We start from the raw sequence: 15921 nt of genomic DNA, 5'->3' as shown, positions 1-15921 counted from the left end.
TGCAGTATATTGCACAATTCTTTCTAATTTGAATATGTCACCAATTTCTTTGAGTTCAAGCAAAGCCCCTCAGTTAGCACTCGTTTTGATTACGATCATTTGGGGTGGAACATTCCTTACCGTGCAATATGCACTGAATTTTTCATCGCCTATGTTTTTTGTGGGCTGCCGCTTTGCTGTCGCGGCGCTTACCTTGCTGCTTATTTCTTTCAAGAGTATGAAAGGCGTTACTTTAAAAGATCTAGGTGCTGGCAGCACGATTGGTCTTGTAATTGCAGCAGGTTATGGCACACAGACGATTGGTCTTCAAACCATTCCAAGTAGTGAGTCGGCTTTTTTAACAGCACTCTATGTTCCGCTTGTACCTATTCTAATGTGGCTCATCTTTAGAAAAGTTCCACACATTATGACTTGGGTGGGAGCAGTCCTTGCTTTTGCTGGCCTTATTTTATTGACAGGTAATGGTTTCGAACAAATCTCTCTAAATTTTGGACAGCTTGTAACAGTACTCGGATCACTTGCGATTGCTTTAGAAATTATTTTTATTAGTTACTTTGCTGGAAAAGTAAATTTACGTCGCGTCACCGTCATTCAACTCGGCGTAGCCTCTCTGGTTTCCTTTGCCATTATGCCTGCGGTGAGGGAACATGCAATTCCTGCATTTTCATGGCCACTTGTACTCCTTGCTGTTGCATTAGGTTTAGCCAGTGCACTTATTCAATTTGTGATGAACTGGGCTCAACGTATGGTTGATCCTTCCCGTGCTGCAATTATCTATGCAGGAGAACCTGTTTGGGCAGGAATTATTGGTCGAATTGCGGGTGAGCGTTTACCAATTATTGCTCTTTTGGGTGGTGCTTTAGTGGTATTAGGTGTTTTAGTGAGTGAGTTAAAACTTAAGTTACCCATTAAAAAAACTAGAAGAATTCGAGAATAAAAAAGAGAGCTTAATGCTCTCTTTTTTATCTATTATTTTTTCTTCAATGAAATACAAGGCTGATAGTACTCAACCGTTGGCATTGGATCATAAAAGGGATGGAGCAATGCTTTCCATTCCTGATAAGCCTCAGACTTTCTAAACCCTTCTGTATGATTTTCAATCTCATCCCAAAAGATCATTAAAATATAATGATGTGGGTCAGTTGCATGTCTAATGAGTTGAACAGCATTGAAGCCCTCCATTGGATAAACAATATGTTTAGCTTGCTCGAAAGCTTCAAGAAATGCTTCACTTTGCCCAGACTTTATATTCAAATGTACATGTTCAATAATCATGATTTATTGATACATCGGACGGTTATCATTTAGCGCAATCAAGCCGCGAATTGCACGATATACAATCCAGATCCACGCAGCACCAATTACACCCACACAAAATACGGTCGATGAGATTGCAACGCCTGCAAACAGGTCAGTATTTTCACCTGTAAAGAACAAGAAAATAAACGGTAGAAAGGCAATAATATTCCAAGCGAGATACCACCAGAATGTTCGGATTTGCCATGTAAAGTGGCTCGCAAAAATTGAACCTTGCACATCAGAACGTTTTACATAGTTAATAATTAAAGCAATAACCGCAAGTAAGCCGCCTGTAAAAATAGCGACAATATAAAGTACATATAAAATAAGCGTTAAAGTACGATTTGGATCTTGGTCGATAGAACTATTCATTTTTATACCTCTCAAGTTTAATAAAACAATTTACTTTTATGAGCCCCGCAACACATTTAAGGGAGAAATTAGCCACAAAATCAAAAGTAAATGAAGGAATATGGTACAAAAATAAATCTTACGGAATGGTTGTTTTTGTGTTTTATGTCTCAGTTTTTGTTGTGCCCACCATGCAGCAGGCCAACCTCCTAAAAAGCTAACAATGTGCAATGTTTGTTCAGGCACACGACGATTGCCTAGTTGTGCAGCCTCTTTATCTTGTGAATAAAGCCAATAACTTAAGGCATTCATCATTAAAACAAACAACAAGGTATAGGCTGGTAAAATATGGATAAAACTCATAATTCCCATTAAAACGAAATAAAACACGATCCCCATTTGCATTGCAGACCATGGACTGGCTTGAAAAGAAGATTGTGTTTTTACTGGTTTTGATGTTTTACGAGTTTGAGATGCTTTTAAATAAGTGACCTGCTGGGCACGAAAGCGCCCCTGCTCATCGAGAATAATCAGATATTCCAGTGCACAGCCAATAATTGGCCGAGGACCGGGGCGTGCAAAATCTTTAATATACAAAAAGACTCGTTCTTTTTCAGCATCATCTGGCTGAATAAAGCCATAACCTTTTTCGTCGAACCATTCGACTAATCGCCCCTGATCTCGCATCTTTATTCCCTTTTATGCTTTTACATGACTTAAACGGTCTTGCATCATTGCTCGCATTTCCTGCGGGTCTTTTTGCAAAATGTCATCGCCGGTACGTCCTTCTTCTTTATTTTTTTGAGCAACTTGCAAACGCATTGACCAAAAGCGGCATGCTGCCATTGCTAAGAATACATCTAAACACTCAAGTTCATCTGAAGTAAGCACACGAACCTTTTGGTATGCCGCTAAGTAAGCTGCCACTTTGTCTGAGTTTAAATGTGCTGCTGGATATTCGGTACAAAAATCATTGATGGTAATCGCAATATCAAATAGCAACTCATCTTGATTTAATTCATAAAAATCTAAAATACCTTGTAATTGCTCACCTTCAAACAAAGTATTGTCACGGAACAAATCTGAGTGAATAAAACCTGTTGGTCGGTTTGAATACTGCGCTGTTTTAGCATTAAAAGCTTGATAGACCTGCTCAAGTAACGTTTGGTCTTCTTGTGTCATATTTGGCTTAAGCTGTTCTGCAACACCTGTCCAGTATTGATGATCACGTCGATACTCACGCTCAAGCGGAAAATCTTGTAAAGCCACATGTAGCTTCGCCTGTGCGTCTGCAATTGCGGCAACTTGCGCTACTGTCGTTTGCATGGGATGGTGGCCCATGAGACGTGGTGCAATCTGTGCAGGCTTTTCTGCAATCACATGAACCGCTTGTCCGCTATGTTTTAACGGCACTGCAACGGGTACATCATGAGTCCCCAATTGTTCAAGTACAGGAATAAGTTCACCTGCCCCTTGTGCATCTAACTCTTCAAACACTGTTAGTACATATTGTTTGCGGTTTACATCAACCAAAAAATAATTGGTGTTTTGAATACCTCCCTGAATTGGGTTCAGCTCCAACACCTCTAATCCATAAGGTGCAGCAAAGGTGCGAACTTCATCTAAACTCAACGGAGTATAAACCGACATGGAAAACCTGCAAAAAACATCTGTGAAGTTTGATAGAATACCTCTTCCCTCCATGAAGGTGTAGCGCCTGTGTAGGAACTTTCACCAACGGCGATTATTTTTGGAAAAAGCTATGCTTGCTAAACGTATTATTCCTTGCCTAGACGTTGATAACGGACGCGTAGTTAAAGGCGTTCAATTCCTCGATATTCGTGATGCTGGCGACCCTGTAGAAGTGGCACGTCGCTATAACGAACAAGGTGCAGACGAAATTACTTTCTTAGACATTACCGCTACACATCATGGACGCGATACCACTTACCGTACTGTTGAACGTATGGCCGAGACTGTATTTGTGCCATTAACTGTCGGTGGTGGTGTACGTAAGGTTGAAGATATTCGTGCGTTATTAAATGCAGGTGCAGATAAAGTGAGTATTAACTCAGCTGCCGTATTTAACCCAGAATTTGTTCAAGAAGCTTCACAGCACTTTGGCGCGCAATGTATTGTGGTTGCAATTGATGCCAAAAAAACTGGCGACAACAAATGGGAAATCTTTACTCACGGTGGCCGTAAACCAACGGGTATTGATGCCATTGAATGGGCTGTACAAATGGCTGACTACGGTGCGGGTGAGTTACTGATTACCAGTATGGACGCCGATGGTACTAAAGCAGGTTACGACATTGCTTTAATGCGTGCCATTAATGACCGCGTTACCATTCCAACCATTGCTTCGGGTGGTGTTGGCAACTTACAACATCTTGCAGACGGTATTTTACAAGGTGGTGCAGACGCAGTATTGGCAGCAAGTATTTTCCACTTTGGCCAATATACGATTCCAGAAGCTAAACAATATTTAGCTGATCAAGGCATCGAAATGCGCTTGTAAGTTTATTGATATTTAAAGGGGCGATATGCCCCTTTATTTTTATGCAGCGCCATCTACAGCATTCACCACACTAGTAAGCTCAGGCTTTTCTTTTTTCTCGACCCATTTTGCAGGAAAGATTTTTTCTACAGCTTGAGACAGCGATCTAGCAAGCGTAGTAGGTAACCGTATCCCCAAAGGGTTTTGCTCTTTTAAATCTGCCGAAGAAACAACCCGTGTTCCCATTACATAATCAAACCAAGGTTTGGTCACACACCAATTGGCGTCTTGATTAGAGTTCATGTGGTGATCGTAATGCCACGGAATTTTACGCTTTGCCCAGTCGGGCTCTAAATGCGCACGGCGATGAATATAATAATAATTACCAGCACTGTACCAAGCTGCGAGAGCCATACCTTTTGAAAACGGGTAAAAAATTGCGCTTGAAACAGTTGCCACCACAGCAAGCGAAATTAACTCATTTTTAGTTCGCCAGTTACCAACACCTTCCACATAGCAATCATCATGAAATTGCTGTTTACGGACTTCACGATGATGTGCCCAATGAGACTCCATGCTTTTTGGTACGGGGCTATAGCGCGGTTTTCCGGCACGGTGTACACCATGCAATATATATTTATGCGCCACCCATTCAAATGCATTTGCAACCGCAATTCCTGCAATGAACCCTTTTAACATCACCTAACTCCTTTTTCTTTTTATTCAGAATATAAAATTCGTTATGCTAGATATTGACCAGAATTTATGGTTTCATTGACAAATCACGACAAGAAAGAGGTGGTTAAGGATGCCACAACTAAAAAATTATACAGGCTCAGTATATGGAGGACTGGGACATCTATTAAAGGCTTACTGTGAAGCTAACGAATTAGCTATTCCTGAACAATTAGAGCAAATTCAAAATCTGGAACGCTTTGACTACGTCGTTTGGCGTGATCTATTAGAAGTGATTTATAAACTGGACCCGAAGCCGGGATTAGGTCTGGAAATTGCCAAATATGTGCAACCCAAACATCTAGGGATTATTGCCTACCTAGCGCTCTCTTGCGATAACTTAGGGGAAGCTTTAATTCGCTATCATGATTTTCATCGTCTGATTTATGACGGTAGCCCTTTAGTCGTTGAACTACAAGGAAGATATGGCTCTATTCGCTGGGAAGCGACTGAGTTACACCCTACCCAGCTTACTGATGAAATCGCGATTGCACTGGTCATTCAGTTTTTACGTCTTTTTATGTCTCATGAAGATGTGCATTTACATGAAGTACATTTCTTAAATACTGCCCCTAAAAATATCAGGGTTTATGAACAATACTTCCAATGTCCCGTTCGTTTTAGCCAGCCGCGTACAGAGTTGCTCATTCCAATTACGGAAATTCATAAGCCGCTTAGCAGTGCCGACCACACCCTACAGCAGCTATTAGTTCAGCAAGCACAAGCGCTGTTAGAACAATTACCAAATTCGACCCAACTTGATCAGCGTTTACAGCATTCAATTTTGACTGGACTGCAAAAGAATCAATATCAAATTGAATATATTGCTGCTCAATTAGGTCTGTCCGTGCGGCAACTCCAAAGACACTTACAACAACAAAACACCACCTTTCAGGAACGCGTTCAGCAAGTACGATTTATGCTCGCAACCGAGTATCTAAAAGACCCGCATTTAAGTTTACAAGAGATAGCCCTTCTGCTTTGTTACTCGGAACAAAGTGCTTTTCAAAGAGCTTTTAAGCATTGGACCAATCAAACACCACAGCAATGGAGGGATCATTTTTTAGACAAAGAATAACCAACCAAAACTTACAAATCTTTTCTTGATTAAAACAACACTGAAAACAAAAATTTCATATAGTCACATGCTTCAAATTTATGTGACGCAATTCACATTAATTAAAATAGATTAAATAAATGAGTAATCAGAATGAATAAATATTTTGCTGAATTTCTAGGTACGTTTTGGCTAGTCTTTGGTGGTTGTGGTAGCGCAGTATTAGCCGCAGCTTTCCCTGAACTTGGTATTGGCTTTGCAGGTGTAGCCCTTGCCTTTGGTTTAACCGTACTGACAGGCGCCTATGCTCTAGGGCATATCTCAGGTGGACATTTTAATCCTGCGGTAAGTGTTGGCCTTTGGGTCGGCGGCCGCTTCGATGTTAAAGATTTAATTCCCTATATTGTTGCTCAAGTGGTCGGTGCGACTGCTGCTGCATTTGTTCTCTACATTATTGCTCAAGGCCAAGCGGGCTTTAGCGGTGTTGGTGGTTTTGCTTCGAATGGTTTCGGTGATTTATCACCAAACAAGTTTGGCTTAGGTTCAGCTTTCATTATTGAAGTCGTTCTTACAGCTTTCTTCTTAATCATTATTTTAGGTGCAACTGACCGCCGCGCACCTGCTGGCTTCGCTCCTATTGCGATTGGTTTAGGCTTAACGCTTATTCACTTAATCAGTATTCCAGTAACCAACACTTCGGTGAACCCTGCACGTAGTACAGGTGTTGCATTCTTTGCTGAAACTGCTGCTTTAAGTCAGTTGTGGTTGTTCTGGGTAGCGCCGATTTTAGGGGCTGTGATTGGGGCGATTATTTATAAGGTAGTTGCTGGGGAGAAGGATTAATTCTTTATATATAGCCTTAATCTGCTATCGCGGTGGGTGACATGGATGTCACCTGTTGAGCAGGGGTACACGGAAGTACCCTCTGATCAACAAAAGACTTTTGCTTACTTTTGGTCTTTCAAAAGTAAGAAATGTCTATACAAACTCAATAAGACCTAACGTGGTACTAAAGACTGTATGGCAGCATGACTATGCTAAACATCACACATAGGATGCATAAATTACAAAAACGGATTATTAATTTCTTGTTCAGCCGAACGTTCAATTTTCTCAGGCAATTCTTCTTTTTCCAAAGCCGCAACCACTTCGTTTAAAAAGCTCTGTAAAGCCTTCGCTTGTTCTAATCCGATTTTGTCTTTGGTGATTTGCAAGTTGCCATAAATGCTGACGCAATCGACATCATTTTCTAATGTTAAATCTTCAATTGATGAAGACTCTGTACCCTTTTCAAATGGCTTAAACATAGGTCTTGTCTCGTTGTTATATCTTCACAGTGTAATACGACCAATTTAAAAAAAATCGATCAAAATTAAAAGAGCCGATAAAATTAAGAATGCTCCCATCAATATATTAAAATATTTCAAACGGTTGCCCTGATTCAGCACCACTGAAAATTTATCACCACAGAACCCCCAAAAGAACAAACACACATAGCAAGTGAAGAAATAAATAACGATAAAGATCGGCAATGACTGCGGATTCTCAATGCTTGTAAACATGGTAATGCCCGACACACAAGCCAACCACGCTTTAGGGTTAAGCCACTGTAGCAAAAAACCATCTTTAAAATTGGGAATAATAATTTGGTCTACGGGAGCATTTGAAATAGAAATGTTGGCAGCAGAAAGAATAATTTTTATGCCGATATAACAAACAAATAGCGTTCCACAAATCGCAAGAATCTTTAATACAACAGGAAACTGAGTTAATAAACTCTGAAGACCAAATGCCATAAAAATTAAAAGCAAGGTAAAACCAATGGTTGCGCCTGAAATATAGGGAAGCGATCTTTTTAAACCATGATTTAAACTGGTCGATAAAATGACGGTATTCACTGGACCGGGGGTAATAGACATTGCAAATGAAAAAAGAAACATCGAGGCAAACATTGTTATTGTCCTTATTAAAATAGAATCCATAGACAGATCTGTCTATGGATTCTATTTTAAACATTTACGCTTTTGCAATAACAATCAAAAAGCTGCTTATTTCATTATTTGCAAGAAATAGTTCACCAATGCTTCGACCAGTTGCTTCACAATCGCTTGGCGTGTTTCTTCGTCAATCGTTGGAACTTTTGCTTCCATTGGTTCTGATGAACCGCTTTTTTGTTTTTTAAACTGGTCTTGTAGCGCTTTAATTTGATCGGCATTTAAATCCTGCTCACATTGGCTCTCACCATCCCAATGTAAATAGTCTAGCTTCTGATTTGGCTTAACTTGACTCGCTGTTAAAGGTAAGCGATAGACATTACGCTTTTGTTGCTCAGTTAACTGTGGGAACAGGTTAACGCCTAAGCGCTCTTCAAGGTAGCAAACACTCACCACTTTCACTTGTAGAGAGTTATTGTTTGGTGCGTAGTAAGCCCCAATAGCGCCAGTTTTTGGCATATAGACCGCTTTATAAACTGCGGTAGGAACAATCACACCCTTTCCAATCGTTTTAAGGCGTTTACCCTCAAAAACAGGGCCTGTAACTACATAGACATCTTGTTTTTGCTTAGTCGCGATAGCACGCGTAGCTTCTTCAAGTTTACGCCAAACTTCCTGATTATTTTTAGGCGCTTGCGGCACCATATTACTTAACGAAAAGCTATCAGACTGTGAGCTTTTATTTGGCATATCGCCATTCGGTGCCATATGACCACGGTCATAGCCTGAACCACGATAATCACTTAATAATGCTCGATGCTTTTGATCAATACGGGTTTCTTCATGGAAGTTGTCTTCACGCTTAATTTTGACACTCAAACGTTCTGCATTTAAATGCTCAGCCGACCATAACGGCGTTTTAGAAATGCCTGAATACAAGACATTAAAGCCATTAAAACACAGCGGATAACTATCTTTTTTTAAGCTATCTTTATTTAAAGCAGGGGGAACTTCACGATAGAACTGATTAAGGCAAGTTGAGTTAGTACTTAAAGGTGAAAACCACTGCGAAATCTTTTCACTACCAAATGCAATCGCAAAACTTCCCGCAGCAATACAAGCAAGAATAATCTTGCCAAAATGCTCACTTAGAGAGAATGAGTTTGTACCTTTACTACGTTTTTTACTTGCCATGTTTCTATCAATACCACTGTCCACACGCAGCTTAACAATCCTGCTTTTTTAAGTATATCTCTTATCTTTCAAATGGTTAAAACATGGTCATCTTTTTTGTAACTCCAATTCCCCTTACGTAACAATCTGTTGGAATTATGAGATGCTTTGGCTATTGAATTACGCCAATTGCGTATCTTTCGTTGAAAAACACTGATTGCTTATGACATGGTTAGCTCCACAAATTTGGATAAAAATATAATCGGAGTCCACTTAATGATCCATTCAAAGATTATTGGTATTGGCGTAATCACGGGATTATGTAGTATGGCCGCTTTGGCTGAGCCAGCAGTCCAGCCAGGAGATACTTTAGAAAGTTTGTCTAAAGTGAAAGTTACGACAACGGTAAATGGCCAACCTGGTTCAATTAGCGATTTAGTCAATAGCGGACAAGTACAGCAAGTTTCTGCTGCACCGACAAATGCAGCGCCTACTGGTGCTCCTATTCCGGCAGATGTTCCACCAGCACCTCCAGCAGGCGGTGAATTAGCTCCTCCAGCTGCACCAACTGATGCAGTACCACCTGCACCAAACCAAGCGCCTCCAGCGCCACAAGATCCGAACACTCCACCGCCTCCGGCAGATCCAACTCAGTCGGCAGACCCGATGGCAAAAGATGGTGGCTTGCCAGCAGATGCACCTATGCAAGCTCAGTAATCAGAGCCATAAAAAAACCAAGACATCTGTCTTGGTTTTTTTTACATCAAATTTTTAGATTTCGATTTGGCTACCTAACTCAACCACACGGTTAGTTGGGATTTGGTAGAAGTCACTCACCGGACTGGTGTTACGCTGCATAGAGATAAATAGTTTTTCTCTCCATGGAGACATACCATCGCCCACCGAATGAACAATACGATCGCGCGAAATAAAGAAGCTGATGTGCATCAAGTCATATTCAAGACCTAACTGCTCATAAGCTTGCATAAGCGCTTTTGGTACATTCATTTCATCTTTAAAGCCGTAGAAGATTTTAATACGGAAGAAATGTTCAGCTAAGGTTTCTGTTGAAATACGTTCTTCTGGTGCAACAAATGGCACATCTTCAATAACTACCGTTACCAAAATATTGCGCTGATGCAGCACTTTATTGTGCTTGATGTTATGCAGCATAGCATGCGGCACAACGTTCGGCGTACCCGTCATAAAGACAGCATCACCCGGCACCCAGTGCACACTATTACCAATACTTTTCACAAACAAATCTAGCGATAACGTATCGTGTTCGAGCTTGGCAAAAGTAAGCTCACGACCACGTTTCCATGTCATTAAGATGGTCACTGCAATCGCACCAATTAATAATGGTACCCAACCGCCCGACAAGATTTTAAGTGAAGTTGCTGCGACTAAAACCGACTCTAAAATAAAGAATGGAATAATCAGGAGCAGCACTTTTGGCATGCTCCATTTCCAAGCTGAATAGATGAACACAGCAACCAAAATCGTGTCACACAGCATGGTTAAAGTTACAGCTAGGCCATACGCACTTGCCAAGTTTGAACTGGTTTTGAAAATCAAAATTAAGATAATAATTGCGATTAAAAGTAACCAGTTTAAGAAAGGAACATAGATCTGACCCTCTTCAGACTCAGAGGTATGTTTAATGCTTAAACGTGGTAAATAACCCAATTGAATCGCTTGGCGAGCAAGTGAAAATACTCCAGAAATTACGGCTTGAGAAGCAATCACGGTTGCCATGGTCGCCATAATAATCATTGGGTAAAGTGCCCACTGTGGAACCAATAAATAGAATGGGTTTTGAATCGCCGCTGGATCTCTTAATAGTAATGCACCCTGTCCTGCGTAGTTTAAAACCAAGCACGGCAACACCACAAAGAACCATGCTAGACGAATTGGAACTGGTCCAAAATGTCCCATATCGGCATACAGTGCTTCACCACCAGTGACTGTTAAAACGACAGCACCCATAACAAAAAAGGTCATTACGGGGTGGTGATAGATAAACTGAATCGCCCAATGTGGACTAAACATACCCAACACCACAGGAGTCTGAATGACGCTGTGAAGGCCTAATAATCCTAACGATAAGAACCACACCATCGTGATCGGGCCAAAAAACTTACCGACAAAGGCCGTGCCATGTTTTTGCACCAAAAATAACGCGATGATAATGGTGATCGCAATTGGCATGATGAACGGGTCAAATACATCGGTTGCAATAGACAAGCCTTCTACTGCCGAAAGTACCGAAATCGCAGGGGTAATAATGCCATCACCAAAAAATAGCGATGCGCCAATAAAACCAATCGCAATCATGTAGATTTTTTTGTTATCGGCAATTTTGGCTTTACGCAAGTTCAATGCGAGTAAGGCCATGATTCCGCCTTCGCCATTGTTGTCAGCACGCATGACAATAGCGACATACTTGATGCTGATGATCAGCATTAAGCACCAAAAAATAATGGATAAAATTCCTAATACGTTTTCAGGCTGAATTCCCAACCCATGCGCTGCATGGAAGGACTCTTTTAAGGCGTAGAGTGGACTTGTTCCAATATCTCCAAAGACTACCCCAAGAGCTGCCAAAGCCGTGGCAGGCAAGGTTGCTTTTTTGGCCGTATTTTGCATTGTGTAATTAAACCAATATGATTTTTATCGCAATCTTATCACCTCTATTATTTTTTTTCTGTAATGCTCATCTTAAATCTTGGCAGGACTCGATTTTTTAGTTACTATCGCACGCCTTGGTGAGGTGTCCGAGTGGCTTAAGGAGCACGCCTGGAAAGTGTGTATACGTTTGCGCGTATCGAGGGTTCGAATCCCTCTCTCACCGCCAAGTTTACTTTCTATGATATCTCATAGAGTCCTAAAAGCTTAAACCCAAAGGGTTTAAGCTTTTTTTATTGCCTTATGTTTTCCAATTCCCCCTATTGAATCCTGAGATAGTTGGGGGTATAACTGGGGGTATAAATAAATTACCTATATTTTATACCCCCAAATTTCTACGGAAACCATTATAATGCTTACAGATGCTCAGGTCAGAAAAATCAAACCATTAGATAAGAAAACCAAATATTCTGATGAAAAAGGCATGTATCTGGAAGTCACGCCATCAGGTGGTATGCACTGGCGTATGAAATTTCGCTTCAATGGCAAAGAAAATATTTTTAGTATTGGTTCATATCCTGACACCACACTTGCCCAAGCAAGAAGAATTCGTGATGAAGCACGCTTAAACTTAAAAGATGGAATTAATCCAAACGAAGCGAAGAAACAAAAAAAATTGCAGATCGATGAAAATACACTTTTCAGAGCACTTGCAATGGAATGGATGCAAGACCGTAAAGCAGTCATTAAAGGAACGACTTATTTACGTGATTTATCGGTATTTGAAAAAGACCTATTTCCTACTCTAGGCAATATGCCAATTGATCAAATTAAAGGGAAAGACGTACTCGCTTGCGCTAAGAGAATTGAAGAGCGTGGAGCGTTGGAAATGGCAAAACGCTCTATTCCTTTAGCTGGCCGTATTTTTCGCTTTGCGATTCGAAAAGGCATTATAGAGAATGATCCCACCCCACACTTAGGTGAAGCTCTTAAACCACGTAAAGTAAAAAATATGGCTCGACTGGATATTTCCGAATTTCCTGCTTTTCTTGAACGTATGGATCGTTACCATGGAAATCTAATCATTCGATCAGCATTACAATTGATGACTCTCACTTTTGTCAGAACAGCAGAACTTAGAATGATGGAATGGAATGAGATTGATTATGAAAATCATTTATGGAGGATTCCAGCGCATAAAATGAAGATGGCTATGCCTCATATTGTGCCATTATCAAAGCAGACTTTAGAAATACTGAAAAAAATACAACCAATCACAGGCATAAAACCTTATGTTTTCTATAATTACAGTACAGCTAAACCAATTAGTAGCAATGCTCTTTTATGTGCAATTCGTACAATGGGCTACAACGGTAAAATGACTGGACATGGATTCCGCGGACTTGCATCCACCACTCTGCATGAGCAGGGTTATATGCATGATGCGATTGAAATCCAATTAGCTCATAGAGTTGGAAATGGAGTATCACAAGCATACAACCATGCCCAACATTTAGATTATCGAATTAAGATGATGCAAGAATGGTCTGACTTTATTGACAGTTTAAGAGATAAGAAAACGTAGTCGATAAATTATTATAAAAATAAAACTTTTTCACTCACCAGCAGTTTTAAAGTTAAAATTAAAAAAGTTATTGATTTTAAATACTTTTTTTAAATTTCATATTCTAGATAATGTGAGGTAAAACTATTTTCAAATTCATCTTTACTTATTACTATTTTTTTATCTTTGATCAAAGAAACTAACACTTCATTGTTAATAAATTTTATTGCTGCAACTACAGCTACTGCAATTCCAATAATTACTGAAGCCCCTTGTGTAAACAAAAATGTATTGTCATCAAGCAGTATTAAATTCCAACCTAAGTTATTAAATAACATTACTAATAAAGTATTTGAAATAATAATAGGCATTGAAGAAAAGTATAAAATAGTATACCAAATAGGTCTTAATTGTAACGTCTTCAAAGTTTGTTTAGCTACAAAGACATCTTCACCATTCAAAGTATCAATAGCAATTTTCTTCCTAATTTTTAACAGGTTGTTAATCATGACAAAAAGACTGTCTGGAAATTTTGATTTGATAATATCTATGTCTCTAAATCCTAACTTATCTGTACCAGCCAAAGCTTGTGCAAAGGCACTTTTTTCATGGTCCTTTATACCTTCTCGGCTACATTCTTCTTCATATCTTTTTACAGATAGTGCTCTATCAGCATAAAATTTTGCATTATGAGTAAAACGCTTTCTACTATCCAACCAAGTTAAAATTGGATAAATAAAAATAATAAGAGGCAAATATTTTAAGACTAAATCCACAGATAATCTCCAGAATTAAACAAAATTTAAAGTGTGAGATGTACTTTCTCCTCACACTATTCAATTAAGATCGATTAGTTAATACTAGTTACAATTTCTAATGCTTTAGATTGGATTAAATAATGCTGATCTGTCACATCAGGATCATACTGCACCCTAACAATTAAAGGATTCGATTCAGCAGTACTCTTATCCTCAATTAACCCTTCATGATTTTCAGTTTTGTATTCAATAATTCCATGTTCTGTGGCGAACTGAATAAGCTCTTTAACTTCATCATTTAAGCTTAAAAAATCATTTTTCCCTGCGATATAAGTCTGCATATAAGAGTCCGTATTCGTATCTACCATATGAGCAATAATCTTTTGATCTAATTCAAAAAAAGCATCATTTTCTGGCTTTTCAATACAAATATGAATTCGCTTTAGAGTTTTAGAATTAATAATTTTTTCTGCTGAAATTACTTCAGGAACAGTACTAACTATAATTCTTCCAAACTTATCCTGCATTTTGTCTGTTATAATCAGCTTCTTTAAAAACTTTTCAAGTAATCCAATTTGTATTTCATTCTCAGGATCTTTTACTTCACAGACTAGCTTCTGGTGTAAAGGAAAAAATATAAATTTAAAAAATCTTGGATTAGCTTTTAAATTAGATGGAATATAATTTTCCTCTACGTTCTTATTACGATTTCTTTCATTTTTTTCTTCATCGTACCAATCGCTCGTAATTCCATTACTTTTAAAAACTTCTCCACTAAAACCATTAAGTAGATTATCTTCGTTTAATGGCTTTATAAATCGAAATTTTAAATAATTATTACGTTCCAATGGGATCTGTCGAGGATTCTTCCGAAGCTCTTCAAAAAGCTCAATATAAGTTTCAACTGTTGTACCTTCTCGAAGTAATTTAATATCAACAACAGCATAGTTTACCGTACGATTACGCGCCATTTTAAAAGTCTCAAAATTAAAAAATTAATGGAACAATCAATGGCTTCGAAAAGCCATTGATCAGGGAAGGATTATTTTTACTTTTCTTTACGTACACCTTTAAAAGGAGTTTTTTCAGATGTCTTAACATCCATAAAACGCCCCGTATCTGTGTCACGCTTAACCCAATGACCACTTGGAGTTTGAGTCTGAGAACGGCCTTTAACCATTCCATTACGATGTCCATCACCTGATGGAGGATTTGTAGCCATAGCTAACCTCCTTTTCTGTTTAAGTTAACCTGATTAATCAGAGTGTTTCAAAAAGGGCGTTCCGCCCTTTTGAGTACTATAGCCCAATAAATCTGATTAAGTCAACCAGTTTAATCAGATTTATTTAATCTTTTATTGGTCTATAAACAAACTCATATCCACCAGAAGATGCTGTTTCTTTTTCACCTAAGATATAGCCTTGATTAAACAGTTTTTTTAGCTTCATACTTGCATTAGGAATAGAAATATCAAAATGATTAGCAATCAAAGAAGTTGTAACTTTCTGTTGTTCATAGATAAAATCCAACAATTCCTGTGTTGCAGAATTAACCTTTGGACCAATCCAGAACTTCTTACTTTCATGGTGAATTAATAAAGGTTGCTCTTTAGCCTCTGCACCGTATTGCCAATTATCTATCAAATCCTTATTCTTAAAATTTGTTAAATAAAAAGCTTTTTCTCCACGTAAATTTTTCGCTAGAGATACAATACTTTCTCTTGGGAAAGAAGCATCCGTAGCCTCAACACCAGCTAGAGATATTTCAAATATTGATATTTGAGGATTTTTATCAATATCATTCAACAGGGCTTGGTAAACTTCTCGGCCTTCTTGATTACCTATAGCTATAGGCTCCTCAAGAAAATCTCTGAGTTTAATTAAATTGGATTTATTCATCTGTTAAATTTAACCTAATTAACC

The 15921-nt window shown here is 38.9% G+C and carries 19 protein-coding genes and 1 tRNA gene; 7 read left to right on the top strand and 13 right to left on the bottom strand.

The genetic code is table 11. From position 1 onward, the window contains the following. Window positions 1-34 precede the first annotated feature (34 nt). Complete coding sequence (locus I7H67_RS10920; protein WP_198307849.1) at window positions 35-937, top strand: DMT family transporter; 903 nt, start codon at window positions 35-37, stop codon at window positions 935-937. 32 nt (window positions 938-969) lie between these two features. Here the strand turns inward: I7H67_RS10920 and I7H67_RS10915 are convergent, their stop codons facing one another. The 4 genes from I7H67_RS10915 to I7H67_RS10900 are packed head-to-tail and all read right to left on the bottom strand — an operon-like array spanning window position 970 to window position 3300. Next, window positions 970-1275, bottom strand: a complete 306-nt coding sequence (locus tag I7H67_RS10915; protein WP_198307848.1) for an antibiotic biosynthesis monooxygenase family protein — start codon at window positions 1273-1275, stop codon at window positions 970-972. A gap of 3 nt (window positions 1276-1278) precedes the next feature. Next, window positions 1279-1671 (bottom strand): DUF4870 family protein, encoded by a 393-nt coding sequence (locus I7H67_RS10910; protein ID WP_005300857.1) that lies wholly within the window; start codon window positions 1669-1671, stop codon window positions 1279-1281. Window positions 1672-1707: 36 nt separating this feature from the next. Beyond that, window positions 1708-2337: a DUF1294 domain-containing protein gene (locus I7H67_RS10905; RefSeq protein ID WP_198307847.1), complete on the bottom strand. Its 630-nt coding sequence runs from the start codon at window positions 2335-2337 to the stop codon at window positions 1708-1710. A gap of 12 nt (window positions 2338-2349) precedes the next feature. Continuing rightward, complete coding sequence (locus tag I7H67_RS10900) at window positions 2350-3300, bottom strand: homoserine kinase (RefSeq protein ID WP_198307846.1); 951 nt, start codon at window positions 3298-3300, stop codon at window positions 2350-2352. Between the two features lie 112 nt (window positions 3301-3412). Between I7H67_RS10900 and hisF the strand changes: the two genes are divergently transcribed. Beyond that, window positions 3413-4171, top strand: coding sequence for an imidazole glycerol phosphate synthase subunit HisF (hisF, locus tag I7H67_RS10895; RefSeq protein ID WP_049837475.1), 759 nt, complete (start codon window positions 3413-3415; stop codon window positions 4169-4171). Between the two features lie 39 nt (window positions 4172-4210). On the opposite strand, the gene I7H67_RS10890 is transcribed toward hisF, so the two are convergent. Continuing rightward, a complete protein-coding gene (locus tag I7H67_RS10890; RefSeq protein WP_198307845.1) occupies window positions 4211-4849 on the bottom strand; it encodes a hypothetical protein in 639 nt (212 codons plus the stop codon). 109 nt (window positions 4850-4958) lie between these two features. Between I7H67_RS10890 and I7H67_RS10885 the strand changes: the two genes are divergently transcribed. Both I7H67_RS10885 and aqpZ read left to right on the top strand, forming a co-directional pair. Beyond that, complete coding sequence (locus I7H67_RS10885) at window positions 4959-5963, top strand: AraC family transcriptional regulator (protein WP_198307844.1); 1005 nt, start codon at window positions 4959-4961, stop codon at window positions 5961-5963. Between the two features lie 132 nt (window positions 5964-6095). Beyond that, window positions 6096-6785: an aquaporin Z gene (gene aqpZ / locus I7H67_RS10880; RefSeq protein WP_005300839.1), complete on the top strand. Its 690-nt coding sequence runs from the start codon at window positions 6096-6098 to the stop codon at window positions 6783-6785. Between the two features lie 221 nt (window positions 6786-7006). Here aqpZ and I7H67_RS10875 read toward each other — a convergent pair whose 3' ends face one another. The 3 genes from I7H67_RS10875 to I7H67_RS10865 form a co-directional block, all read right to left on the bottom strand. Next, window positions 7007-7249 carry a hypothetical protein gene (locus tag I7H67_RS10875; protein ID WP_198307843.1) on the bottom strand — a complete coding sequence of 81 codons (243 nt, stop codon included), beginning with the start codon at window positions 7247-7249 and terminating at the stop codon, window positions 7007-7009. Between the two features lie 45 nt (window positions 7250-7294). Further along, window positions 7295-7894, bottom strand: a complete 600-nt coding sequence (locus I7H67_RS10870) for a LysE family translocator (RefSeq protein ID WP_198307842.1) — start codon at window positions 7892-7894, stop codon at window positions 7295-7297. Window positions 7895-7990: 96 nt separating this feature from the next. Next, the gene (locus tag I7H67_RS10865; RefSeq protein WP_013196657.1) at window positions 7991-9070 is read right to left on the bottom strand and encodes a DNA/RNA non-specific endonuclease; all 1080 of its coding nucleotides are present in this window, start codon (window positions 9068-9070) and stop codon (window positions 7991-7993) included. A 255-nt stretch (window positions 9071-9325) separates the two neighbouring features. Between I7H67_RS10865 and I7H67_RS10860 the strand changes: the two genes are divergently transcribed. Next, window positions 9326-9766, top strand: a complete 441-nt coding sequence (locus tag I7H67_RS10860) for a hypothetical protein (protein WP_005300829.1) — start codon at window positions 9326-9328, stop codon at window positions 9764-9766. A gap of 54 nt (window positions 9767-9820) precedes the next feature. On the opposite strand, the gene I7H67_RS10855 is transcribed toward I7H67_RS10860, so the two are convergent. Next, window positions 9821-11698: a potassium transporter Kup gene (locus tag I7H67_RS10855; protein WP_005300825.1), complete on the bottom strand. Its 1878-nt coding sequence runs from the start codon at window positions 11696-11698 to the stop codon at window positions 9821-9823. 118 nt (window positions 11699-11816) lie between these two features. Here I7H67_RS10855 and I7H67_RS10850 point away from each other — a divergent pair. Both I7H67_RS10850 and I7H67_RS10845 read left to right on the top strand, forming a co-directional pair. Then, a tRNA-Ser gene (locus tag I7H67_RS10850) sits at window positions 11817-11906 on the top strand. A gap of 183 nt (window positions 11907-12089) precedes the next feature. Beyond that, a complete protein-coding gene (locus tag I7H67_RS10845; protein ID WP_198307841.1) occupies window positions 12090-13262 on the top strand; it encodes a tyrosine-type recombinase/integrase in 1173 nt (390 codons plus the stop codon). 89 nt (window positions 13263-13351) lie between these two features. Here I7H67_RS10845 and I7H67_RS10840 read toward each other — a convergent pair whose 3' ends face one another. The 4 genes from I7H67_RS10840 to I7H67_RS10825 all read right to left on the bottom strand — a co-directional run bounded on the left by I7H67_RS10840 (window position 13352) and on the right by I7H67_RS10825 (window position 15897). After that, on the bottom strand, window positions 13352-14017 hold the full coding sequence (locus tag I7H67_RS10840; RefSeq protein ID WP_198307840.1) for a hypothetical protein: 666 nt from the start codon (window positions 14015-14017) through the stop codon (window positions 13352-13354). A gap of 74 nt (window positions 14018-14091) precedes the next feature. Beyond that, on the bottom strand, window positions 14092-14970 hold the full coding sequence (locus I7H67_RS10835; RefSeq protein ID WP_077168899.1) for a DUF4747 family protein: 879 nt from the start codon (window positions 14968-14970) through the stop codon (window positions 14092-14094). A 77-nt stretch (window positions 14971-15047) separates the two neighbouring features. Further along, window positions 15048-15221, bottom strand: a complete 174-nt coding sequence (locus tag I7H67_RS10830; RefSeq protein WP_171262329.1) for a hypothetical protein — start codon at window positions 15219-15221, stop codon at window positions 15048-15050. Between the two features lie 124 nt (window positions 15222-15345). Then, window positions 15346-15897 carry a DNA-binding protein gene (locus I7H67_RS10825; protein ID WP_077168898.1) on the bottom strand — a complete coding sequence of 184 codons (552 nt, stop codon included), beginning with the start codon at window positions 15895-15897 and terminating at the stop codon, window positions 15346-15348. Between the last annotated feature and the right edge of the window lie 24 nt (window positions 15898-15921).

The organism is Acinetobacter sp. ACIN00229 (genome assembly GCF_016106645.1).
GTDB lineage: Bacteria > Pseudomonadota > Gammaproteobacteria > Pseudomonadales > Moraxellaceae > Acinetobacter > Acinetobacter oleivorans.
The sequence above is the reverse complement of the archived record's forward strand: the minus strand, read 5'-3'. Positions and strand labels throughout refer to the sequence as shown.

What these genes read in the sequence shown, in the direction of transcription:
- I7H67_RS10875 (WP_198307843.1), bottom strand. Translation starts at nt 7,249, where the DNA reads ATGTTTAAGCCATTTGAAAAGGGTACAGAGTCTTCATCAATTGAAGAT.
- I7H67_RS10870 (WP_198307842.1), bottom strand. Translation starts at nt 7,894, where the DNA reads ATGTTTGCCTCGATGTTTCTTTTTTCATTTGCAATGTCTATTACCCCC.
- I7H67_RS10905 (WP_198307847.1), bottom strand. Translation starts at nt 2,337, where the DNA reads ATGCGAGATCAGGGGCGATTAGTCGAATGGTTCGACGAAAAAGGTTAT.
- I7H67_RS10855 (WP_005300825.1), bottom strand. Translation starts at nt 11,698, where the DNA reads ATGCAAAATACGGCCAAAAAAGCAACCTTGCCTGCCACGGCTTTGGCA.
- I7H67_RS10915 (WP_198307848.1), bottom strand. Translation starts at nt 1,275, where the DNA reads ATGATTATTGAACATGTACATTTGAATATAAAGTCTGGGCAAAGTGAA.
- I7H67_RS10885 (WP_198307844.1), top strand. Translation starts at nt 4,959, where the DNA reads ATGCCACAACTAAAAAATTATACAGGCTCAGTATATGGAGGACTGGGA.
- I7H67_RS10900 (WP_198307846.1), bottom strand. Translation starts at nt 3,300, where the DNA reads ATGTCGGTTTATACTCCGTTGAGTTTAGATGAAGTTCGCACCTTTGCT.
- I7H67_RS10845 (WP_198307841.1), top strand. Translation starts at nt 12,090, where the DNA reads ATGCTTACAGATGCTCAGGTCAGAAAAATCAAACCATTAGATAAGAAA.
- I7H67_RS10865 (WP_013196657.1), bottom strand. Translation starts at nt 9,070, where the DNA reads ATGGCAAGTAAAAAACGTAGTAAAGGTACAAACTCATTCTCTCTAAGT.
- I7H67_RS10910 (WP_005300857.1), bottom strand. Translation starts at nt 1,671, where the DNA reads ATGAATAGTTCTATCGACCAAGATCCAAATCGTACTTTAACGCTTATT.
- I7H67_RS10825 (WP_077168898.1), bottom strand. Translation starts at nt 15,897, where the DNA reads ATGAATAAATCCAATTTAATTAAACTCAGAGATTTTCTTGAGGAGCCT.
- I7H67_RS10830 (WP_171262329.1), bottom strand. Translation starts at nt 15,221, where the DNA reads ATGGCTACAAATCCTCCATCAGGTGATGGACATCGTAATGGAATGGTT.
- I7H67_RS10920 (WP_198307849.1), top strand. Translation starts at nt 35, where the DNA reads ATGTCACCAATTTCTTTGAGTTCAAGCAAAGCCCCTCAGTTAGCACTC.
- I7H67_RS10835 (WP_077168899.1), bottom strand. Translation starts at nt 14,970, where the DNA reads ATGGCGCGTAATCGTACGGTAAACTATGCTGTTGTTGATATTAAATTA.
- aqpZ (WP_005300839.1), top strand. Translation starts at nt 6,096, where the DNA reads ATGAATAAATATTTTGCTGAATTTCTAGGTACGTTTTGGCTAGTCTTT.
- I7H67_RS10860 (WP_005300829.1), top strand. Translation starts at nt 9,326, where the DNA reads ATGATCCATTCAAAGATTATTGGTATTGGCGTAATCACGGGATTATGT.
- I7H67_RS10890 (WP_198307845.1), bottom strand. Translation starts at nt 4,849, where the DNA reads ATGTTAAAAGGGTTCATTGCAGGAATTGCGGTTGCAAATGCATTTGAA.
- hisF (WP_049837475.1), top strand. Translation starts at nt 3,413, where the DNA reads ATGCTTGCTAAACGTATTATTCCTTGCCTAGACGTTGATAACGGACGC.